At 44.0% G+C, this 24,231-nt stretch carries 15 protein-coding genes; 8 read left to right on the top strand and 7 right to left on the bottom strand.

All coding sequences use genetic code 11. From position 1 onward, the window contains the following. Positions 1-50: 50 nt before the first annotated feature. The 5 genes from L0G63_RS09380 to L0G63_RS09360 form a co-directional block, all read right to left on the bottom strand. Entirely contained in the window at positions 51-1,577 is a 1,527-nt protein-coding gene (locus tag L0G63_RS09380) for a VENN motif pre-toxin domain-containing protein (RefSeq protein ID WP_301450408.1), read from the bottom strand. Between the two features lie 83 nt (positions 1,578-1,660). After that, positions 1,661-1,801 carry a hypothetical protein gene (locus L0G63_RS09375; RefSeq protein WP_301450407.1) on the bottom strand — a complete coding sequence of 47 codons (141 nt, stop codon included), beginning with the start codon at positions 1,799-1,801 and terminating at the stop codon, positions 1,661-1,663. Between the two features lie 85 nt (positions 1,802-1,886). Continuing rightward, positions 1,887-2,468 carry a hypothetical protein gene (locus tag L0G63_RS09370; RefSeq protein WP_301450406.1) on the bottom strand — a complete coding sequence of 194 codons (582 nt, stop codon included), beginning with the start codon at positions 2,466-2,468 and terminating at the stop codon, positions 1,887-1,889. A 12-nt stretch (positions 2,469-2,480) separates the two neighbouring features. After that, positions 2,481-14,021 carry a hemagglutinin repeat-containing protein gene (locus tag L0G63_RS09365; protein ID WP_301450405.1) on the bottom strand — a complete coding sequence of 3,847 codons (11,541 nt, stop codon included), beginning with the start codon at positions 14,019-14,021 and terminating at the stop codon, positions 2,481-2,483. 75 nt (positions 14,022-14,096) lie between these two features. Then, positions 14,097-15,887, bottom strand: coding sequence for a ShlB/FhaC/HecB family hemolysin secretion/activation protein (locus L0G63_RS09360; protein WP_301450404.1), 1,791 nt, complete (start codon positions 15,885-15,887; stop codon positions 14,097-14,099). A gap of 140 nt (positions 15,888-16,027) precedes the next feature. Between L0G63_RS09360 and L0G63_RS09355 the strand changes: the two genes are divergently transcribed. Then, positions 16,028-16,348 (top strand): helix-turn-helix domain-containing protein, encoded by a 321-nt coding sequence (locus L0G63_RS09355; RefSeq protein WP_301450403.1) that lies wholly within the window; start codon positions 16,028-16,030, stop codon positions 16,346-16,348. 18 nt (positions 16,349-16,366) lie between these two features. Beyond that, entirely contained in the window at positions 16,367-17,626 is a 1,260-nt protein-coding gene (locus tag L0G63_RS09350) for a type II toxin-antitoxin system HipA family toxin (protein ID WP_301450402.1), read from the top strand. Positions 17,627-17,769: 143 nt separating this feature from the next. Here the strand turns inward: L0G63_RS09350 and L0G63_RS09345 are convergent, their stop codons facing one another. After that, positions 17,770-18,063, bottom strand: a complete 294-nt coding sequence (locus L0G63_RS09345; RefSeq protein WP_301450401.1) for a hypothetical protein — start codon at positions 18,061-18,063, stop codon at positions 17,770-17,772. Between the two features lie 18 nt (positions 18,064-18,081). After that, positions 18,082-19,247 (bottom strand): IS3 family transposase gene (locus tag L0G63_RS09340; protein ID WP_301450400.1). Its coding sequence is split into 2 segments (ribosomal slippage): positions 18,082-18,989 and positions 18,989-19,247, totalling 1,167 coding nucleotides; the frame shifts between segments, so codons are not numbered across the junction. Between the two features lie 433 nt (positions 19,248-19,680). Between L0G63_RS09340 and pqqA the strand changes: the two genes are divergently transcribed. The 6 genes from pqqA to L0G63_RS09310 all read left to right on the top strand — a co-directional run bounded on the left by pqqA (position 19,681) and on the right by L0G63_RS09310 (position 24,028). Further along, entirely contained in the window at positions 19,681-19,755 is a 75-nt protein-coding gene (gene pqqA, locus L0G63_RS09335) for a pyrroloquinoline quinone precursor peptide PqqA (protein WP_075107140.1), read from the top strand. A gap of 79 nt (positions 19,756-19,834) precedes the next feature. Further along, positions 19,835-20,746 carry a pyrroloquinoline quinone biosynthesis protein PqqB gene (pqqB, locus tag L0G63_RS09330; protein WP_301450399.1) on the top strand — a complete coding sequence of 304 codons (912 nt, stop codon included), beginning with the start codon at positions 19,835-19,837 and terminating at the stop codon, positions 20,744-20,746. Between the two features lie 21 nt (positions 20,747-20,767). Continuing rightward, positions 20,768-21,529 (top strand): pyrroloquinoline-quinone synthase PqqC, encoded by a 762-nt coding sequence (gene pqqC, locus L0G63_RS09325; RefSeq protein ID WP_301450398.1) that lies wholly within the window; start codon positions 20,768-20,770, stop codon positions 21,527-21,529. After that, positions 21,526-21,822: a pyrroloquinoline quinone biosynthesis peptide chaperone PqqD gene (gene pqqD / locus L0G63_RS09320; RefSeq protein WP_301450397.1), complete on the top strand. Its 297-nt coding sequence runs from the start codon at positions 21,526-21,528 to the stop codon at positions 21,820-21,822. The genes pqqC and pqqD overlap by 4 nt, the downstream gene beginning before the upstream one ends. Then, positions 21,819-22,970 carry a pyrroloquinoline quinone biosynthesis protein PqqE gene (gene pqqE, locus L0G63_RS09315; RefSeq protein ID WP_301450396.1) on the top strand — a complete coding sequence of 384 codons (1,152 nt, stop codon included), beginning with the start codon at positions 21,819-21,821 and terminating at the stop codon, positions 22,968-22,970. The genes pqqD and pqqE overlap by 4 nt, the downstream gene beginning before the upstream one ends. Positions 22,971-22,981: 11 nt before the next feature. Next, positions 22,982-24,028 carry a dipeptidase gene (locus L0G63_RS09310; RefSeq protein WP_301450395.1) on the top strand — a complete coding sequence of 349 codons (1,047 nt, stop codon included), beginning with the start codon at positions 22,982-22,984 and terminating at the stop codon, positions 24,026-24,028. Positions 24,029-24,231: the final 203 nt, after the last annotated feature.

Below are 24,231 nucleotides of genomic sequence, written 5' to 3'. Positions count from 1 at the left end.
ATAACAATTGAATTTGTTAATTATTTTATAACATTTTTAAGTAGGATTGACTATAACTCTGCACAAGCATTTACGCTTCCATTAGCACAATTTGAAAGTTCATTATGACGTGAAGCATAGTTAAGCACTTGCTGATATGCTGCTGGATTTTGACCTTTTCCAACTTCTTTGATTAGCTCATTATAATTAACTTGCCCAAATACTTTTTGGAACTTTGGCAAACAGCTATCTGGATTACCACTATTTAAACAGTTATCGAGCGCAATAGTATTTTCATAAATTCTTTTACCCATAAGCGGTATGATAGTTTCTTGCAAATACTGATAATCGTCTGTTCCTCCTTTTTTAGCACGATTTCTCTTTAGTAGTTCTGAGAAACCATCTATCTGTTTTTGTGATAAATAATTATCCTCAACCGCAACCTTACTCGTTTCAGCGGCATTAACGGCATTACTGGCACTACCTGTTGTCAACCCAATACCAGCACCAAGAGCACTAGTAATAGCGCTAATCGTATCTTTTTGCTCAGCATTTAGCTTACTTGAGTCTTTAGTACCATAGAGGAATTGAGATAGGAGAGGCGCGGTAGCCTCACCTGATCCTGCCGAAATACCGCCAGTCACTGCATCATTACCAGTTGCATAACTGATAGCTGCACCTAAAATACCTTGAGCTAAAATATGAGCAGCACTACCTTGTTCTGACCGATTACCACCATCTATACTATTGATGGCTTCATTGGCTTTAAAATAGGTTCCAATTTTACTGGCTACAAACGGGCTAGCTGCTTTTGCAATGTAACCTGTAGCGCCGTTAGTATTCGGGCCGTAAATAGCACCAGAGATAGCATCAAACAATAAGCCTTGGTTTTGTACTTTGTCTGCTTGTTGGAGCAGCGTGTCTCTAGCAACAGAGTTACCTAGCTGTCCTTGTTCTTCTGCCTCTTTACGTAATTTTTGTTCTTTAGCATTAATCTCGGTCTTAATCTTACGACGCTCTTGGTCAAAGGCTTGGGTGATCTCCACCTGCGCGCCAAGCTCTTCATTGACTCGACCAGCATCAAAGTTATTCTCAAGGATGCCTGCGTATTCATCACGGTTGTCCGTGGTGATGTCTTTATTCCCTGCAATACCCGTGATACCAGCGCGCGTCACACTGCTGTCATTGTCGCTATCTGTGCCATAGCCTAAACCATTCATACTGGCTTGTGGCTTACCTGTAGTATTACCAAGACTAACACCGACTTGGATGGCATTACCGTCATAGTTGGTGGTGTTGTTAATGTCTTGCGTCTTGATACCGTCTGCACTGGTGTAACGGTTACGTCCAGCATCACGAGCGGCTTTGGTGGTGGTGATTGCACCGCCTATAAGCGTGGTTTTACCGCCAGCAGTAATATCAAAGCTACCATCGCCAGTAAAGATGCCTGACTGTTCACCGACTGCTTGGTAGTCGGCATTAAGGTCAGTCTTACCACCATTAACCGATAGGCTAGAGCCTGCACCTTTTAGGTAGATATCAGCTGTAAAGCCGATGTTCTTCTGTTTGCTGTCATAGCCTTTTGAGTTGAGGTACAAAAAAAGCTACGATAAATTTTATATCGTAGCTTTTATTTAAGTCTATCACTTTATAATTTCATTTTTGAAAATATGTGTTTATTTTACCTATTTGAAAACAAATCATCTAAACGTTTCGCGGCTTCATCATATTCATCGCCTGGATCCAAAAACGCTGTTTTAAATGAGTAATAGTCCGCTAGAAATTCAAATGAATCTGCACCTAAAGATTTTGCTTTTTCCATAAGCTTGATTCTTGAATCGAAAGGAATAAGCCATTCATCATCTTGTAGTAAACATTTAAATTATAGGCTTCATACAAGCTAAACCTTATAACTCTTTTTGTTCGAAACGCTGCAAATCAGTATTTTCTGCAACCAACTTATTACAGTATTCAATCCATTCTTGCGACCATCTAGCATGCTTATATTTCCAGACCGTTCGGTCTAAGACTACTCTATCATGAACCTTATCAAAGAGCGTAATATCTAATGCAGGATCTTTTGCTATCTTCTCTAAAACATTAATGTCTAATAACTCGGGTAGTAAAGTAGTTAAGTGTATATAACCTTCTTCATCTTCACAAACATCCAAGTAAAAGCAACCTGTTCTATCATCATAAGCTTTTTCACTTTCCTCTTCAGTAAATCGTTGGCTTACAAATATCTCGTAAAGCTCTCCAGGAAATAATATACCTACATATGTGCCCATGCTATCGAATGCGGTATATAACTTTTTCAACAAACAATAAGGTAGATAACAACTCTTTTCTTCAGGATAGCCCAAATAATCCAGTCTGATAGTTACACCTTCATGATCCATCAACCCCCAATGGTGCCATGCACCACGACCTTCTCCAACATGTAGCATTTTAAAATTTTCAATATCTACGTAACTATAAGAAATACTCATTAAAAGTTCCTTTTATTTTCTAGAAAACTTATCCATCGGTGTTAATGGAATAATTACTTTACCATCATTATCAACTACAATAATGCTACGACCTGCAACCTTAGCTTTTGAGAAGTTACCTAACTTACCTCTCAGATTCTGAGGATCAGCAGCCTTGGAATTAGATGGAACTTGTACAGCGATGATTTTACTACCACCAGAATCAGATATACTCTTATTTAGATCAAGTTTAACTTGACTTTCAAATGCTCGAGGATTACCACTTACTGATTTAATTTGTATTGTCGTCACACTTTTACCAGTTTTAATGTTGTTCACAAACACGTCTGGCCCAGCAATATCGTCACCTGCAACACGATAAGAAGTTCTTTTTGGTAGCGTTTCACGCATTATGCTGTTTGCTCCAGCATTAGTTAAAGGACTTGGATTGCTTTTCGAGTGTTCTGCAATCAAACTGTTGATATCCTCTTGTCTTATACTAGTACCTGAAGTTGCGCTAGGCGCTTTAGCATTTGAACCTATTCCACCTAGTACCGCGCCCGATAACCCTGTTGCTATAACATCTCGATAGCTAATCTCACCGTTGAGAAGCTTCTGCAAACCTGCATCGATTGACATTCCTGCAATAGAAGTAATGCCAGCTTCTTTAAGTACGGCTTTGGTCTGTGCTAAAGATAAAGTCGCACCAGATGGCCTTTTGCTTCCTATCATAGTTGCTAAAGCCACAGGATCAGCTACCATACTATATGTTCTGTCCCAAACATCGATTCCGTTCTCTAGTAACAGTAAATCTTGCGTAAGCATTAATACTGCGATTTTTCTAGCATCAGGGTCTTCTAGCTTTTTAGCTGTATTAAGACTAGATAGAATCATTCCTTCACGAGTGGGACACGATAAGCCTCCATTGCCACACTTTTCTTTCAATGCTTTAAAGTTAGCTTGATGTTCACTTAAGTATTTTTGAATTTCACTGGCACATCCTGATTGAGACTTCTTACATTTTGCAATAGCATCATTGAAAGATTGATAAGTAATATCTTTTTTGAAAGAGCCCTTACCAAGCTTTGTTGTCAGATAATTATCTTCGACCGCAACCTTACTGGTCTCAGCTGCATTAGCCGCATCACTGGCATTACCCGTCGTTGCTCCAATACCAGCACCCAAAGCACTAGTAATGGCGCTAATCGTATCTTTTTGTTCCGCAGTTAGTTTAGTAGGGTCACTGCTACCATAGAGAAATTGAGATAAGAGTGGTGCGGTCGCTTCACCTGAACCTGCTGAAACGCCACCCGTCAATGCATCGTTACCTGTAGCATAGCTGATAGCTGCACCTAATATACCTTGAGCTAAAATATGAGCTGCACTACCTTGTTCTGATCGATTGCCACCATCTATACTATTAACGACTTCATTTGCTTTAAAATAAGTCCCAATCTGGCTAGCGACAAAGGGACTTGTAACTTTAGCAACATAACCTGTAGCGCCATTACTATTCGGGCCATAGATAGCACCAGAGATGGCATCAAACAATAATCCTTGGTTTTGTATTTTATCTGCTTGTTCGATAAGTGTATCTCTAGCAGCTGTATTGCCTAACTTATCTTGCTCCTCAGCGGCATCCCTTAACTTCTGCTCTTTCTTATTAATCTCCGTCTTAACCTTACGACGCTCTTGATCAAAGGCTTGGGTGATCTCTACCTGCGCCCCAAGCTCTTCATTCACTTGATTGGCATCAAAGTTATTCTTAAGGATGCCCGCATACTCATCACGGTTATCGGTCGTGATATTACTGTTTCCAGCGACACCTGTAATACCTGCACGAGTGATACTGCTATCACTGTCACTATCTGTGCCATAGCCTATACCATTACTATTGGCCTGTGGCTTGTTCTCAGTCATACCCAAACTAACACCGACTTGGATGGCATCACCGTCATAGCTGGAGGTGTTCTTGATGTCTTGAGTCTCTATACCACCAAGACTTTCATAGTTATTACGTCCTGCGTCACGAGCGGCTTCAGTCGTGGTAATTGCCCCACCTATTAACGTGGTTTTTCCTTTAGCAGCAAGATCAAAGCCACCATCTCCGGTAAAGAGTCCTGACTGCTCGCCAACGGCTTTGTAGTCAGCATTGACATTAGTCTTGCCACCATTGACCGATAGGCTAGAACCTGTACCTTTGGCAAGATCAAGATCTGCACTAAAGCCCATGTTCTTTTGGTCGCTGTCATAAGTAGCGGTGTCTTGTAGCGATTCGATGGTCATGTCGCCGCCGATAACGCCTTGAATCTTATCTGTATTCAGTACACCACCTTTGATGTTTAGATCATTACCAATATCAAGGGTAGTGTTGCCACCGACATTGACTTGGCTGTTGGCATAGGTAGTGCTGTCGCTGTTAGCATAGCCTTTTGCACGACTCGCACTAGCAGTGATGCCGTAGCTAGCACCTTTACCTGGGTTGGTAGCTGCATAGGCACCGATGGCGGTACTTGAGCTCTTATTATCACTACGAGTATTGCTGTTTTGCGCGACACCATTGATAGTCAGGTCATTGTCGGCTTGAAATAGGGCGTCATTGGTAACGTTTAAGTTGCTACCGTTTATGTTGATATTGCTATCTGTGCCTGCCCCTGTAGCGATCAAGGCAAGGTTATTAGTGGTAATGCTGGATCCTTGGTTTACCTCGGTGTAGCTGCTGCTATTGGACTCACTTTTTGATGAGCCAATGGTGGCCTGTATACGAGTGCTGCCTATGTCTTGTAGCTTGCCACCTTCTTGTAGCATACTTAATACATCTGATCCTTGCTGAGCTAAGGCTTTTGTCTTAAGACCAGCAGCGACGCCTGCCATGCCTTTCATGCGGGTGCTACCTGTATTACCACCAGCATCAATGAGGTTGTCGATACTCTTGGCGCTGTCAATGAGGCTGTTTGAGAGGGACACGGTCAGACCACTTTGCTTAAACTTCTGCTCGCTTTGATTGGTATAGACATCCATGACGTTATCGATATTGATGTCTTGGGCACGGATAACGGTGTTGCCGCGACTGCTGTTATCAAGGGCGTCATTGACATCTTCACTACTATCTGCACCCATACCCGCGACAATACTACTGCCCGTCTGTTGGTAAGTACCACCAGCATTGATGATGACGTTACCGTCAATCGCACCGATGTTGCTAGCAGTATGCGTCAGTGCCGTTTGAGCACTACTATCATCAGTTTGCTGCTTGCCGATAGTGAAGCCCATGCCGCCGCTTGTGCCGAACAGCCCTGATTTTTTGGTTTGACTAAATGAGCTTTCGCTTGAGGTGTTTTCAGCGGCTAAGATATTGACATCACCACCAGCGGTCAGACCAGTGCCTGTATCACTAACAGCATTGGTACCTGTCAAGCTGATGTCTGATCCGGCTTGCATGACAACAGTATTACCCTCGATATTGCTACTGATGGCAGTATCGCTTTGCATGTCATAGCGTTTTTGAGTGGTTTTCTTACTGAACGTACCTTTGTCCGTGGTTTTAACGGCCGTGCTGAGGTTCTGTTTGTTTCTACCCTCTGAAAAGTCGACATTGCCATCAGCGATAATACCAACTGTGCCGTTATCACTGTTTATTTGGCTGGCGACTCCTGTGATATTTTTACCTGATTGAATAACGAGGTCGCTATTGCTGCTCAGTTGACTGCCAACATCAATAGATTCGCCTTGCTTATAGTAGTTATTGGCGTCACCAATGCTGTTGGTTTGGTAGCTGCTATTCACAGCATTGAGCTGGACATTGCCTTGAGTATCTATAGCACTGCTGCCTCCTTGATTGTCCAAAAGGCCTGCTGCAAAGGTTGTATCACCACCCACATTAGCGATGAAGGTTGTTGACGCGTTGCCTTCTTCATCTACTTGTCCTTTAAGCCCATCGCCAACATAGATGCTGGCAATTTGTCTGATATCTATACGGGTACTACTACTCATATCTTTGGCAGAGCTGGTGGTATAGGTCAGGCTCTCGTTATTTAGGTCGCCACCAACGTCAAGCTGCATAGCCTTATCCGCTTGCAGAGTGCCGCTTAGATTGTTTAGGTCGTTAGCCGTGCCAATCTGAACATAGTCGCCTTTGATCAAACCGCCATTGGCATTGGTCAGGTTGGTAGCATTAATATTAACGCTCTGATGACCAACGATACTACCTTGGTTAGTAAGATCACCCGATAACTGCATATCAATGCTATCAGCAGCGATTAGACTGCCTGTACCGTCAATTTGTCCAACCGCTTGGCGGGTATAGACTTTGGGCACCAGTACTTGTTGACTGCTACCATCAGCGAGTGTGATCTGCTGCTGTACAAGCCATACCATATCCGTCGTGAGCTGAGCAACTTGATCATCGGTGAGCGCAATACCGGGGCGCAAGTTTAAAGCTTGCGCAGTGGTAATACCCGCATCCATCAGACCCTTGTACTGCTCATCTAAGCTGCGATAGTCACCCAGATAGTAGCGACCCGTTAATGTCATGATTTGATCACGAATATACTGCTGCTCATAATATCCATCACCCAGACGCTTTTGGGTGATATTAGGATCTAGCTGTAGTCGATCTAGCATGTAGTCCGATGACAGCCAGTCTTTATAGTTCGCAAATGCAGGATCGGTCTCAACTAGGTAATCAGCATTGCTATCAGGGTTGGTGCCGTATAGACTGCTGTTTGGCAGAGTCGGTGCACCAGCACTGCTGCGTATCTCTTCAGATGCGCTCTGTGCTATGGTGTCATTGATACTAGCAATTAAGTCTTGCGCTGCGGCATTATCAATAGTATTACCATTATTTTGCGCATCGATCAGCGCCTGTAGCTGCTGCTTTTGAGCGTCTGTTAAGCTGCTATCTTCTGCCGTCACCAAATCTGAAAGTAATCTCGTCGCATCTGCTAAACTTGACTCATCTACTGATGCATCACTGTTTGCACCAGTCACTGTTTGCACACCACTCGTCAGCGTTTGAATGGCTGATTTGATACCGTCTAAAGCTTGAACATCTGATACGCTATCATCTTTATAGGCAATGACTGTTTTGTCTGTGTTTTGGTCTAAGATTGAAAGCTGATAAGTTTTTACTGTTTCAGGCTCTGATATATAAGGTGCTACATACTTATCACGTTTACAATGCTTGGTACCCGCTGCACATGATTTAATCCAGCGCCAATATAACCTTCCATTCTCAACATGATTCTTGGTATAGCCCACATTGTCTTCGATATCATTTTCAAGTTTATCGCCTAACAACTCAAAGCCACTACCAGGGTTAATTTGACTTTTTTCACTTAGTAGCTTATCTCCTTTAATAGTGAGATCTTTTCCAGATACGATTCGTGATGGATCTGATGTTGCCACCTCATCAGTATAGGTTACTTCATTAAATCTAAACTCGTTATAGTCTTCTCCTATCTTTTCGTTGGTACCTCGTACGTATAAATCTTCACCTTTGCTATCCCAATACACCTCATCTCTTCTATACTTTGTACCAGAAGAGTTTTTTGCATATAGAACCACACCATTATTGCGTTCAACTTCTACCGTGTTTACCAACCAGTCTGCATTTACATTGTTAAGCGTATTAGTATCAATACTCATATCGCCAACTGACTCAATAGAAGCACCTTTACTGGTCACTGTAGTAGCACTACCTACCGCTTGATGGTTATCATCTAAGCTTCCACCAATATACAGCTCACCATTACTGATGATTTTGGCCTGACCTGTAAAGTCTTCATTAAAAAAACCAGCACGTGCTTCATTAGGGTTGTTATTCAGTGTTTCTACACCGATATCTAGGCGTTGACGAGCGGCAATTACTGGGGCAGGATCTGAAGTAATTTCGTAATAAGTCTTTTTATCCACTAATAGTTGATTATAAAAATCTGGAAACTGAGTCTTATAAAACTCAATGAGTGCATCGCTCCACCCCTGCACATTATTGAACTCTGTTGTAATGTCTACCAAACACCCTGGTCCAGCAACACATTGATCTACCTGAGTTTTAGTGAATACATCTGGCGTGTTATTAAGCGTGGCTGCCTCTATAGCAACGTGGTCACCGTAGATACGACCATTACTATAGTTATTGACTGTATTACCAGCATCCAGATACGTATTCTTACCGTTGATCAAACCACGATTGTCAATGTTAGTAGCGGCAGTTAGCTCAGTTGTACCATTGCTAGTCAGCTCAGCATCTTTTTGGTTGCTAATACTTTGCGCATTAATAGTTAACGCGTTTTGTCCCGATAACTGACTACTATTAGTGAAACTACCTTGAGTGGTGAGTACAACTTCATTGGCATTAATGGTATTGGTATTATCATAACTGATATCATCGACGATATTGATATCTGCACGTCCATTGGCAAGCACCTCACCATTGGTGTTCATAAAGTCTTTTGAGCGGATCGTAATATCGTTACTGGCGGCGATGCGGCCACTATCATTATTGACTGCAAGCTGACGATTCGCAGCGTCCGTATCGACAATCGAGATGTCATTACTTTGAATATTGCCCGCTTGATTATTGATCTGATTGCCTGCGGTGAGCATCACTTTGCTATTAGCCAGTAACTGACCGCTTTGGTTGTTTATCGTGCTCGCATTAATACTTATTGTGTCATTAGCGATAACACCTTGCGACTTATCCTCACTGCTCTGTTTGGTGTTTTGATTGTTTAGCACACCCGTAGTCACATCAATATTAGTACCAGCCTGAATCAAGCTACCTGTAACGTTATTATCAATACGGCCTCGGCTAGCATCACCTACCGTCAAGTTGATAGTGTCTGCTACTATTTGACCACCTTGGTTGTCTAAGGCATCGCTATTACTCGCTGTTAGCGTTAACGATTCTGCTGCCTGCAACAACCCTATTGCATTGTTGACAGTCTCATCTGATGCGGCATCAATCGTGAGCTGTTTGGCTGAAATAATACCCGATTGGTTATTGATACTATCAGCATCAATATTTGCCGTACCATTGGCTAAAATACCTTTTTGTAGATTATTCACGGTATTAGTGTTTTTATTGTTCAGATTGCCCTTAGCATTGATATTGAGTGCTTGGTCAGCATTCGTTTGTACGATTAAACCGTTTTCGTTATTTATATCAGCATTGCTGTTCAGCGTGATAGCACCACCCGATAGCACACCTTCTTTATTGTTTATCGTACTATCAGATTGAAGATCTAACTGGTTACTAGCCGCTATAACCCCTTGGTTTCTAAAACTCTGGCTAGAAACAATTGCCATATCACTAGCAGCACTAATCTGGCCGCCTATCTGATTATCTACACTAGTTGCATCAATGGTTAAACCTTGGGTCAATGCGGCGATTTGAGCTGAGTTAGTAAGCGTCCCAGCTTGCAGCATCATGTTTTTATCACTGGCAATAGTTGCATTGTCTTTATTGTCTAGTGCATTGGTGATATTGATCTCTGCAAACCCTTTTGCCATGATCGTCGCACTGTCACTATTCGTTAATTGGTCACTATTAATCGTCAGGTTATTGCCACTTTGAATATAGGCCTTGTCTCCTTGATTACTGACTGATTCGCTACTTAAATTTAGGTCACCGCTTTGGCTAACCAATTGACCATTGTTGTTCGTCAGTGTTTTAGCATTCAAATTGAGAGTATCGCCTTGTATCGCACCCTCAGAGTTATCTAAATCGCCAGATATCTTGGTGGTCAACGCTTGGGTGCTAACAACAGTACCCTGTATGTTATCAAGCTGATTGGCTGTCACATCTGCCGAACCGTCTCCACTATGAATAATCTTACCTTCGGTGTTATCAAGCGTACTTTTGCTATCGATATTCAGTGAAATAGCATTGCCACCGATAACGCCTTTTTGGTTATTAATAGTGCCATTTGTTACTAAGTTAAAAGCCTGTTTACCTGTTTGATTGATCGTACCTGCCACATTTGATAGCTCATTAACTTGCCAATCAAACTGACCTACTTGTAATACGCCGCCATCATTACCTAGCTTGCCATTGGTATTTAAGCTTGCCAACCCTGTCACATTGGTATTGGCTTTATCTAAGCGAATATCACCCGTGCTCGCTGTCAGCGATAGGTTGTTACTTTGATTACGACTATTCGTCAAATCAAGCTCACTACCTTCTAGCTCAATATCACCTGTGGCAATATTGGTACCCGCATTACGTTGGGTGCCTGTGCTGTTAACGGTTAGGTTTGACGTCGTATTGCTAAGCTCTCCTGTTGGAGTCAATCCTGCTATCAGCTGTCCATCAGCACTTTGCACCAGACTGCCTGTATTTACGGTGCTATTGCCTTGGGCGGCAATACTGCCTGTGTTATTCATCGCGCCTTGGTTGACTATATCTACGTCAGCTTGGCTGTATAGGCTGCCGCTGTTGGTCAAAGTGCGAGCTTTAAGACTCAAATCATTGACGCTTGAAATTTGTCCTTTGTTGTCTATCTCACCAGCAGTGACCGCAAGGCGACCCGTATCGCTCGCAACAATGCCTGTACCTGTATTGGTAAAATTTTCTTGTATCTGTAGCTGATTATTACTAGATGCTGTATTTTTTGCGGCAGTTTTGGTATTAACCGCGACAATACGCCCATCTGTGTTGTCTAGATTTTGTGCGCCGATATCAAAGCGATTGGCTTGTACCACCCCTGATATGTTGTCGACATCTTTGGCAATTTGCCACGTTTGCGCACCTACACTTAAGACTTCACCTTCAGTATTGTTCACACTGTCTGCATTGATGGTTAAACGATTGTCATCATTGCTGCTTGTACCAGCGTGAATAATTTTTCCGCTACTGTTATCGAGCGTTGTGGTACTCAGTGTTAGATTATCTGAATTACTCGCAATCTCACCACGTGTGTTGTCGATGCCTTCTGCCATTGCAAGCGTCAGGTCTTGTTTGCCCGTTTGTGTCAGTTTGCCATCGGTGTTGTTTAAGCGCTGGGCATCAATCTCTAGCACACGACCACTTAGGACGCCTGCTGTATTATCTAAAGCGCCGTTCGTACTGCTTAAAGTAAGCTTATCTGTCGCTGTTATCGAAGCATTTGTAGTATTGATACCGGTACGGGCAGTTGTACTAATGCTGCTACCTTGGGTGTTGCTGTCTAACAGACTAATGTCACCACCACTTAAGCTCACATCGCCTGTGGCAATATGATTGCCTTGACTGGTAATATCACCGCTCGCTAGGATATTGAGATTTGCACTGTTATCTAGCAATGTCCCATCAACACTCATTCCTGCGACCAGGCTACCACTATCTGTCTGTGTGAGACTGACAGTCGTCATATCCACATTACCACTACTGGCAATCGTGCCACTGTTGTTGATGGTATCTGTCGCCGTTACTTGTGTGTCAGTTTTACCATAGAGCTGACCACTGTTGTTAACGCTATCTGAGCTTGTCGTCAGACTTCCTTGCGCGGTAATTTGGCCGTTGTCATTATCCAGAGATGTACTGGTAATGACGGCATTTTTGGCACTGTTAATCGCACCTTGAGTATTCGTTAAATCACCACGACTGTTGATCGTCAAACCTTCTTGCGATATCAACTTACCACGACTGTTATCAGTATGATGACTGTCAGTAGTTAACTTAGCACCACTTTGAATAACACCTGAGTTATTATTGATGTCACCATTAGCGTTCAGTGTAATATCACCATTACTGGCAAGCGTCCCTTTGGTATTATCGATATCGCTATTTGTGCTAATGTTAATGCCAGCATTAGTGATAATCTGACCTTCAGTATTATCAAAGTCAGCCAATTGCCAATCAATTTGATCGAGCTGCAAGCGACTGTCTGTATTAAAGGCGCTACCATTATCAGCGATATTCAGAGTACTGACCGCTAAGCTAGATTTATCTTGGTTAGCCACACTATCGGTTGCAACATTGATCTTACCATTGCTATAGATACTGCCCGTATTGGTGAGATTACTTGCGTTAATATTGCCATCGCGAGTAATAACAGGTAATGGCGCAGGCGTTTCAGATGGCTGACTACTATCATCCGTGCCAACACTACTGCCGTTGTTGGCAGTCGTCGGCGGGGTTTTAGAAGGCGGCATACTGGATGGCGTGCTCGCGTCAGCATAGAGGTCTTGACCAATAATACCGCCTTGCTTGTTAATTAGCTGAGAGCTATCAATGGCAAGGTTACCTGAGCCCGTTTGCAGCAGTGAGCCACTGTTATTTAATGATGCCGCTTTTACATCAAAGCTGCCTGTAGATATTTCGCCTGAGTTACTGATAGCGCCTGTTTGCTGGAGTTGTAACGTATCGCGGCTACTGAGCACACCGCTGTTATTTAAGGTACTGCTATTCAGCGTAGCGGTCTCACGAGAGCCTGCAATCGTCCCTGAATTATCAACATCAAAGCCTTTGGTGACGATGTTAACCTTACCTTGATTGGCAATCAGACTACCCGAATTGATTAGATTACCATTGTTATCGAGTTGCAAACCGCCAGCGCTTGCCACGATACTGCCCGCATTGGTGACCCCCATACCCTTCTCTGTACCAATCAGACGGATTTTGCCTGCGTACATGGCACCTAGGGCTGAGACATCCAGTGCCACACCCGTGGTTTGGTTACTATTATTTGCAGCGTTCTTAGAGGTAATAACTGTATCTTTGGTATCTTCCTCATAGCTGACTTGGTTACTGCCGGTAATAACATCTAGATTTTTAGCGTAGACCCCAGCATTAATCTCAGCAGTCTTGGCAATGATTTGGGTATAGTCACTACCCATGCTGTCCATACCATCGCCATCAATGCGAACCTTCCCACCTGTCACATCAAAGCCAGTAAGCTTGCCTTGATCCATCAGAGCTTGACCTGTCGTCAATGTGGTACGGGACGCATTGATAAATCCGCAACCAGCACAGGTAATACCAGCAGGGTTGGCGATAACCAGCTCTGCTCGGCCACCTGCAATCTCGGTGTAGCCGCTGAGACGACTTGGATCGCTTGAATTGACCTCGTTTAGAATAACGCGAGCCTCACCGCGTGCTAGATACGGGTTACCCTCTACCCATCCTGCGAGCTGAGTCTGTGCATTTTTACGACTGTTATTGAGAATGGCGCCATCTTGACCGACATCGAATTTACTAAAGACGTTTCGTGAGACCCCAGCTTTACTTGGCGTCTGAATATTGACTTGGGTTGTGCCATTGGATGATTTTAGTATGGTGGCTTGCTGAGCGGCAGCCGCGTTGCGATCAGCGACAATATTGGTGCTATCAGCATAGGCGTTATGACTGACACTACCAACCATGGTCGCAAGCCCTAGCGCTAGTAGCATATGCGCACGCAGGGGCATAAACCTGCCGCCTTGATAGTAGCCATTGATTTGAGCAGCCGTTTGCGAGCCGCCTGCAACTTGACTGACCGCACTGCCACCCTCGCTAGGGTTGCTTGTTTTACCTTGAGAGCGTGCGGCCTCTGACACCACCATGAGCATTCCTCGGGCTTTGTTAAAGATAACTCGGTAGCATTGAGCGTTCATGGTGATGTCCTTTGAGATGGTAGTATCGTGCAACTATTTGGTTTTACTAAAATATGAGACTTATAAATATAAGAGCTAGTACTGCCAGCCAAGACTAAAGCCGGTCACCCAGTCTTTATCACTAAAGTTATCAGGCTGTTTGATCGGGTAGCCTGCAAATAAATCATAGCTAGTGCGTAATGGTGTCACATAGCCTTTAACGCCTACAACGCCGCCAACCAAATGATGACCGAGCAGCAAATCATCTTGAGCATCATTATCAAGCTTCACATAGCCTGCATCGACACCAGCATAAACGGCGTGAGGCTTATCACCAAGATAGGCACTCAGCTCTTGCTTTAGAATCGCACCGTGATCGCCGCTTAAACTGCGCTCACCATCGAAGCCGCGTACACTATAACGTCCACCAATACTCAAACGTTCATTCGGTACCAATGCCTCAGTCGCATACTGCCCAGTAAAAGAAGCATGGTAATCCAACGCTTGATTGGCAATTTGCATAGGATGATTCACATCAACCCCTACTTTTACGATACCCGCACGCGCACTGCCTTCATTAAATAACGCCTCAGGCGGGTCGATGGCGTCAAATGCACCCGTACCGCGTTGATACATCACGTCGCCAATCCACTGGGTTTTACCAATGACCGTCTCGTAGCCTACCCCTGCTTGATAGCCTGCCGTGCGGCGCTTTTGCACCTCAACCTCGGTATCATCGATAAAGTTGCTTTGCTGCTTGGCAAAGCCGCCTGCTTTTAGATAGGTTTTGCTGTGATTATCACGGTGCACCAAATGACTGACGAGCGCTTCGGTATTATAAGACTCGCCGCTATAGACGTAATCTTGGTTGGCACCTGCGATGGTCTGGTCATAGTTATAGCCGCTATGGGTGATAGTAAGCTGGGTATTATCAACCGGCAATACATAGCCAACGTTATAACCCCAGCTGCCATCGCTATCCTCATTACCGCCGTCTAAATCATGATTGTAGGACAGATAAAGTAAATCGTTGTGCCACGTTGGGTTGTCGAGTGATAGCGTCACATTGCCTTGATAGACGCCTGTGCTGTCTTGACCTGAGTCATCTACCGTTGCCGATAGACGCCAGCGCTTGCCCTGCTGCCATTTGACTTGGATATCACTATAGCCAGGTGTTGTCATACGACTGCTTGGGGCAATAGAGAAATCGGCATCAGCGGTCGGCACGCGTTTAAAGTTCTCTAGCGCCTGCTCGATATCACGGACATTAAGCAAATCACCAGACTGCATTGGCATGGCAGGGGCAAAGTTGGCGAGGTTGCCGCTATTATCAATATAAACAGGACGACTGGCTTGAACATCGACAGCGGTAATTTGATCAATACGACCGGGAATGAGGGTGAGCGTTAAGTGACCAGATTTGAGGTTTTGGTTTTGTACCAAAACGCGCGTGGTGACGTAACCTTTTTCGATAATCCGGTTCTGTACATTGGTGACCAGCTGATTGATATCATTGACTGATAGACAGCTGCCCAGTAGGGATGATTTACCTTTAATATAAGGCATGAGTGCGAAAGTGAACTTTTCGCTCAGCTCACCTGTTAGGTAGATATGGTCAATATCAAAACAAGGAGCTGAAGCAGCATCAGTATTCTGAGAACTGGCGGGCACTATAGAAGTGGAAGGCGCTTGTTGATACGTATCGGTATTTATATTGACATTGGGCTTAACCAATTGTTGCTGTTTTAACGCCCCACTACGCTGCTCTTGATACTGCTCAGGCGCAAGCGCATTGGCATTAACACCCATACAAACGCTGATAATACCGACCGTTAAAAGGCTTAAGGTATGGCCAGCTATATCTTTTCTCAAAATACTTGTATACATAAGTCCACCATTTTTATAGTGAAATGATTATGTATAGAACATTTACTTATTGCAAGTATTTTTTCTAATTATTAGCTTTATAAAAACAATCATTCATATTTGAATAACTAAGTGCTAAAATAGTATTTTAACACTCTTATATGATTGATTATATTATGAACATAAGATTTGATTTTTATACGCCAAGTGAGATTTCTCAGATTTTAGGTGAACGCTTAAAAACGCAGCGACTGGCATTAAACTTAACACAAGCCGCTTTAGCAGATAAGGCTGGTACTGGCATCAGTACTGTTGCTCGTATTGAGTCTGGTCAGGGCGGTACACTAGACAATATAATCAGGCTCGCTATGGCTCTTGGCATGGTAAATCACTTTTCTGAATTATTTGATGTAGTGCCTACCAATATAGAAGATGTTATCTCTAAACAAAATCCACGCTTGCGTGCTTCAAACAAAAGCTGATATAAGGTAGCCATTTCAATGTATCAACCGATATCAATTGTCAATATTTACTACCAAGGATTCGGAGACAAACGTCTTGTCGGTAAATTAACGATGGATGGACGACGCCCTACCTTTGGCTATGATGCGGCGTGGCTGGCTGATGGACTGGAGCTGTCACCAATTGAGATGCCATTACGATCAGCACCTTACTATGGTGCTCATGCGTCAAGCCATTACCTATGCGGATTATTATCAGACAGCTTACCTGATGGTTGGGGAATGCTGCTAATGGATAGATTCTTTCGAAAAACAATGTCTCATGCTACGTCAATCAATGTTTTAGATCGCCTCGCTTACATTGGTAGTTCAGCAATGGGAGCACTTAGTTTTGAGCCACAACAAGACCTGTCAGGCGCTGATATCGACATCACTGATTTTACTTTAGCCAAACTGGCCGCTGCCAATCAATCGATTTTATCTGGACAAGATAGTGACATATTGGCTGAGCTCATCGTCATCGGTGGCTCACCACAAGGTGCAAGACCAAAAGCACTTGTCCTATATGATGAAGCAACCGAGTTTATTACTACGGACTTAACAAGCGAACAGCCATCCGCAGCGCCGTGGCTGATTAAGTTTCCTGCCCAATCTGAGCATAAAAGCGTTTGTCTATTAGAGTCACTTTATGCTGATATGGCTAAGCAAGCAGGCCTAAACATGCCTGCGCATCATTATTTTGATATCGGTGAACAACATGCTGCTTTTGGGGTTGAGCGTTTTGACCGCATGGGCAATCAGCGCGTTCATACTCATACACTGTCGGGTTTGTTAGATATTGACTTTCGAATTCCTTCAATAGATTATTTGCAGTATTTGCGCTGCGTGCGTATGTTGACCCAATCACAAGTTGCTGTAGAAGAGGGTTTTAGACATGTTGTATTTAATGTCATCTTTAATAATAAAGACGATCATAGCAAAAACTTCTCTTTTATGATGGACAAGGCTGGCAGGTGGTCGTTATCGCCAGTCTATGATCTCGTCTATAACTCAGGTATGAATGGTTATCACCAAATGGATGTGGCTGGTGAAGCTCAATACCCTACACGATCTCACTTACTAAAATTGGCGAAGCAAGCTGATATTAAGCAAAACAAGGCACAAGCTATTCTTGATCAGGTAGCATCAGTTGCTGGAGATTTTTTGACTGTTATTAGAGACCACAACATCGAGAAAGAATTATCGAATCAGGTCGTTCGTGATATAAAAGCCAATATCAATCGGATGGCAAATCAATAGATCTTAGGAAGTTGTTAAATTTGTTGTTAAAAATAAATAATTAACATCCTCATCCCTTAATAATAAAGGATTACGCCAAGTTAGTCGTTGCGTGGTGGGCGCACCAACCATTGTATTTATACGTAACCTCGCATTACCTCACCTCACTCATCTATTAAAAGTGCTTTTTGCTCATCATTGCAGTATTCAGTTATCAGCTCTACCGCTTTTATATAAGTTTGCTCTAGCTCTATCGTCTTAGTGCTAAGGTAATACAGCGCAGAGCTATGCCGTACATCAACACCTGTGATCAGATCAGCATGTAATGGCTTATTAAGCTCGTTTTTGATGAGGATAAATAAGCCTGCTTCAATATACTTTGGACTCAGTGCTGGTAGGTTAAGTATATCTTTAGCATAAGAGATAGCGTTAACCCCTGCCGTCAAATCCGTATACATAAACTTGGGAGATTTTAGTTACGCAGCCTGACGATAATAATCAAACCACATCTGTCTTGGTGATTTATAGCTCAAGCCCTTTTGAATCCTCGTTTGATTGTAATACAGCTCAATATAGCCAATGATATCGTTGATCGCTGCAAATCTATTTTTATAGTTCTGGTGATATACTAGCTCATTCTTCAAGACGCCCCAGAAACTTTCTATCGGAGCGTTGTCGAAACAATTACCTTTAGCACTCATAGATCCTGTAAGCTGATGCTGTTTAATGATCTTGTGGTAGGCATGGCTGCAATACTGGCTGCCTCTGTCAGAATGGACTATTAGTTTTTTGGCAGGTCGTTTGTTTTTGATTGCCATGTTCAATGCGTGACAGACCAAATCTGCGGTCATGCGTTTGTTGATCGCATAGCCGACCAGCTCTTTGGTATATAAGTCTTTGACTCCCGCTAAATACAACCAGCCCTCATGTGTCCAGATATAAGTAATATCGCTTACCCATGCTTGGTTAGGGCGACTGGTGTCAAACTTCTGATCGAGCACGTTTGGATAGACCAGTTTGTTGTGATTAGAGTCGGTGGTCACTTTAAAGCGCTTATGACGACGACATTTAATGCCGTGTTCCTCTTTGATGCTTCTTACCATATATAGGCTAATGTCATGCCCTTGCTCGCTTAGATGAGCATGCAGTCGATCTACGCCATAACGTTCTTTCGTTTCATTGTGAGCGGCTTTAACCAGTAACTCGAACTGATTACGATGTACCTGCTGACAGCTGATATGACGACCTAGCCAGTCATAGTAGCTTGAGGGTTTAATATCAAGGGTTTTGCACATGGCTGTGATACTGAAATGAGTCTTGTAATGGTCAATAAAGGCGTACCTTACTGACCGTTCCTTGCAAAGTACGCCGTGGCCTTTTTTAATATTTCACGCTCTTCTTGTGCAATCTTTAATTCTCGCTTTAAACGCTTATTCTCTTCAATAACGGCCATTAGTTCGGGATCAAACTGTTTAGTACCTTTGAGCTTACCTTGATTGGCTTTCCGTTGCCAATTAGCTGGCGTTTGCATTGGCAGCCCTAACTGCCTTGCTGTGGTACTGACATTGCCATCATTATTTCCTATTGCTTTGACCGCTTCTGCTTTAAATTCTTCACTATATCTCTTAACTTTCTTAGTCATGGTAAAATCCTATTTATCTTCTTTAGTTTACCAAGTTTTGTCTACGGTTTTTTCAGCATAGCTCAAGCCTGACCCTATCCCTGTGCATCTGCTACATAAGACTCGGCAGTATTTACCACAAAAGATGCAAAGTTTTTTAGCATTTATATCACCAAGACTCAAAACTCGCTTGAGTACGCTATCGAATGCTCCTTGATCATTATTGAGCAGCTTCTATAGGATTACGATTGTGTCTCTGCTTTTGCATAACACAACCAAATGTAACAATAAGACCGATTGATGTGATTCGCTAGCAGCGTTAAAATATACGCTTGGCGCGCTTATGTTAACATCTAACAAATTGACATTAAGTGCCTGCCTGTAATACCATTAATCACTACCTTTATTCACCTTACTCATTTATTAATGAGTGACAGACACTCGGAGCAATCCCATGCAGTGGACTAAACCCGCTTTTCAAGACATCCGTATCGGTTTCGAAATCACCATGTATTTTGAAGCACGCTAAAAGTTTATAAACCTGAATACCTTAAAAGCCCTAGATGATTAGGGCTTTTACTTTTTTTGACATTTGGAAATATTGCGCTATGTATATTCACGTTTTAGGCTCAGCGGCTGGCGGCGGTTTCCCGCAGTGGAATTGTAACTGCGAAAACTGCCACGGTGTACGTCAAGGCACCATCGAAGCAAAGACCCGTACCCAATCCTCAATCGCCATCTCAGAAAATGGCGTTGACTGGATTTTATTCAACGCCTCACCTGATATCCGCCAGCAATTATTTGACTTTAAGGCGGCTCAGCCAGCTCGTCATCTAAGAGACACAGGCATCACCGATGTGGTATTGATGGACAGTCAGCTTGACCACACCACGGGGCTATTGACTTTACGTGAAGGCTGCCCCATCTCTGTTTGGTGTACGGACATGGTGCATGACGACCTCAGCACAGGATTTCCGCTGTTCAACATGCTAAAGCACTGGAATGGCGGCCTACAGTACAATCAAATCGACCCAAAACAGCGCTTTCAAATTGACGGCTATAGCAATTTAGAACTGACTCCTTTGGTCATTAGAAGCTCAGCGCCGCCGTACTCACCGCATCGTAACGACCCTCACGATGGCGATAATATCGCGCTGATTGTCAAAGATTTAAAAACACAAAAGCAGCTGTTCTACGCGCCAGGCTTGGGCAAAATTGATGACGAAGTGATGCAAATCATGAAAGCGTCTGATTGCGTAATGATTGATGGCACGCTATGGACAGACAACGAGATGCAAGAGCGCGGCGTCGGCACCAAAACAGGCCAAGACATGGGGCATCTGCATATCAGTGGTGAGGATGGCTCGCTGCATTATTTAGATCAGCTCGACAATGCACGCAAAGTGCTCATCCATATCAACAACACCAACCCGATATTAAACGAACAGTCTGAACAAGCAGCGACATTAAAACAGCATGGTGTTGAAGTGGCCTTTGATGGTATGCAGATAGAACTATAAGACAAACGGTAAGGCAATAAAATGAAAACAACAGAAGAAACCGCACTCAGTCCAGAAGCGTTTGAACAAGCAATTATGGCCAAAGGTCAGTATTATCATATCCACCATCCTTTTCATATCATGATGCATGAAGGGCGCGCCACGCAGCAGCAAATCCAAGCGTGGGTTGCCAATCGGTTTTATTACCAAATCAATATCCCGCTAAAAGACGCGGCGATTATGGCCAATTGTCCCGATCAGCGCGTGCGTCAAGAGTGGATCCAGCGCATGATTGATCAAGACGGCGTCTACCCTGATGGCGGCGGGCGCGAAGCATGGCTCGGTCTGGCAGAAGCGGTTGGCCTGACGCGTGAGCAGGTGATTTCTGAAAAGCTGGTATTACCCGGTGTGCGTTTCGCTGTTGATGCGTATGTGAACTTTGCCCGCCGTACCTCATGGCGTGAGGCGGCGAGTAGCTCATTGACCGAACTGTTTGCCCCGCAGATTCACCAATCGCGCTTAGAGTCTTGGCCCAAGCACTACCCGTGGATCAAAGAAGAAGGCTATACCTATTTTCGCTCGCGCCTCAGCCAAGCGCGCCGCGATGTTGAGCATGGCCTGACCATCACGCTTGACTCGTTCAAAACGGCCGAGCAGCAAGAACGCATGCTTGAGATATTACAATTTAAACTCGATATTTTGTGGACGATCTTGGATGCCTTGAGCCTCGCCTATGTGCATGACCAAGCGCCCTACCAAAGCGTCACCACAGATAATGTCTGGCATAAAGGATTGTTCAAATGAGTATCCCTACTAGTTTACCTGAGCTGGATCAATCGCTGGTTCCCACATGGCGTCATGGCTATCGCTTCCAGTTTGAGCCAGCGCAAGACGCGTATGTCCTGCTCTATCCTGAGGGGATGATTACACTCAATGATAGCGCCAGTATTATTGGACAACATATCGATGGCACCGCATCGGTTGCTGATATCATCCAAAAGGTGAAAACGTTGTTTGGCGATGTCCCTGAAATCGAGCAAGACATCATTGAATATATGCTGGTCGCCCAGCGTGAACATTGGATTGACTTAGTATGACTGCGCCCGTCGGACTGCCGCTATGGTTACTCGCTGAGTTGACCTACCGCTGCCCCTTACAATGCCCGTATTGCTCCAACCCCATTGATTATGCTCAGTATAAGCAGGAGCTGACGACACAGGAGTGGTTTGATGTGTTTGATCAGGCGCGGCAAATGGGTGCGGTGCAGCTGGGCTTTTCTGGTGGTGAGCCCCTGGTGCGTCAAGACTTAGAAGAACTGGTCGCTTATGCGCACAAGCAAGGTTTTTATACCAATCTCATCACCTCAGGTATGGGACTGACTGAAGCACGCATTGCCAGTCTAAAAGAAGCAGGCCTACAGCATATTCAGATCAGCTTCCAGGCCAGTGATCCATCGGTGAACAATGCCTTGGCAGGCTCCAAACATGCCTTTGAGCAAAAATATGAGATGTCACGTCTGGTCAAGCAGTACGACTATCCGATGGTACTTAACTTTGTGATTCATCGGCAAAATATCGATCAGATTGACCAGATTATTGATCTGTGTTTAGAGCTGGAAGCGGATACGGTTGAGCTGGCTATTTGTCAGTTTTATGGTTGGGCGTTTGAAAACATCGAAGGCCTACTACCGACCAAAGAACAAGTCGTGCGCGCCGAACGCATCACCAATGAATATCGCAAAAAAATCGAAGCACGTGGTATCAAATGCAAACTCATTTTTGTCGTGCCTGATTACTATGAAGAACGTCCAAAACCTTGTATGGATGGCTGGGGTAAGATTTTCTTGACCGTGGCACCTGATGGCACTGCCCTACCTTGTCATGCTGCCAGACAGCTGCCTATGGATTTTCCTAATGTCAGGAAGACGCCATTAAAAGACATCTGGTATGACTCAGACAGCTTCAATCAGTTTCGCGGTGATGAGTGGATGCCTGACATGTGCCAAAGCTGCCCCGATAAAGAACGCGATTATGGCGGCTGCCGTTGCCAAGCGTTTATGCTGACGGGCGATGCCAAAAACGCCGATCCTGTGTGCGGCAAATCACCTTATCATTATCTGATCGAGGAAGCACGTGTTAATAGCGAGACGCCAACTCCGTTTGAAGATCTGCGCTTTAGGAACCCTAAAAACTCTAAGCTACTCAGCAAAGAGGCGCGCATCCCAACGCAGACGGTGACAGAATGAATAAAGCGACCATGACCCAGCCTATAGTCTTTGATGGACACAATGATCTGTTAACCCGCCTATGGCTAAGCTCTGCTGACGATCCGGTGCATGATTTTATTTATGGCACACTACCGGGACATTTAGATTTAAAGCGTTGCCGACGAGCAAGATGGATGGGCGGCTTGTTTTCTATTTTCTTACCGCCCTACGCTTATGTGAAAAACAACCATCCTGATAAGTTATTTAGCCCGTCAAACTCAGACTTCACTCCGCAAGAAATCGTTGATATTTGCTGTGCGCAACTAGAACTTGCCCAGCAATTGCAGGCGCGATCAGACGGTCAGATTCAGATCTGTACGTCTCTAAATCAAATTCAAGTCTGTCAGCAGAACCAGCAACTGGCCATCGTTTTGCATCTTGAAGGCGCTGAGTTTTTAGCTATTGAGCCTGACTTGCTGGATGTGTTTTATGAGGCAGGACTCAGAAGCATTGGCCCACTCTGGAATAGAAAAAGTCTGTTTGGTGATGGCTTAAATGCCTCTTTTCCGCACTCGCCAGACACAGGTTCTGGACTCACTAAGGCAGGCAAAGACCTTGTGGTGACTTGTGCTAAAAAAGGCATGGTAATTGATGTGTCACACATGAATGAGCGCGCTTTTTGGGATACGCTAGAGATTGCCGATCAGCCCATTGTCGCAACGCATTCCAATGCGCACGCCTTATGCGCGCAAGCAAGAAATTTAACTGACCAGCAGCTGGCTGGCATCAAACAAAACGGCGGGCTGGTTGGGGTGAACTTCGATGTGGCGTTTCTACGTGCGGATGGGCAGCGAGATACGCATACCTCACTTAATGTGATCGTCGATCATCTTGCTTATCTGATAGACCATTTGGGCGAAGATCACGTTGGCTTCGGCTCTGATTTTGATGGTTGTCTATTACCTGATGAATTGTCTGATATCAGTCAAATCTCTAAACTGATTGAGCGGATGCAACAACGCCACTTCTCTGATGCGCTTATTGAAAAGATCACGTCAAAGAATTGGTTTAGGATACTTGATGAGATATGGCAGTGATGGTTTATATCTTTGGATACCGCGAAATAAAATATCTATATCGATGCGTATTGCTCTAAGAGTTGGATAACGGGTATGAATTTTTCCTGACTCCCAAGGTGCTTTTTCATACTATTTACTATTAAAAATATAAAGCCTAACTGATTACGTTAGGGGCTGTATAGAATTGAGAAAACATTGAAAAAAATAAGCAACACCTTACT

The organism is Psychrobacter sp. (assembly GCF_030454045.1).
In the GTDB taxonomy this organism is placed as follows: domain Bacteria; phylum Pseudomonadota; class Gammaproteobacteria; order Pseudomonadales; family Moraxellaceae; genus Psychrobacter.
Note: the sequence above shows the minus strand (reverse complement) of the source record. Positions and strands in the feature narration are given on the sequence as shown.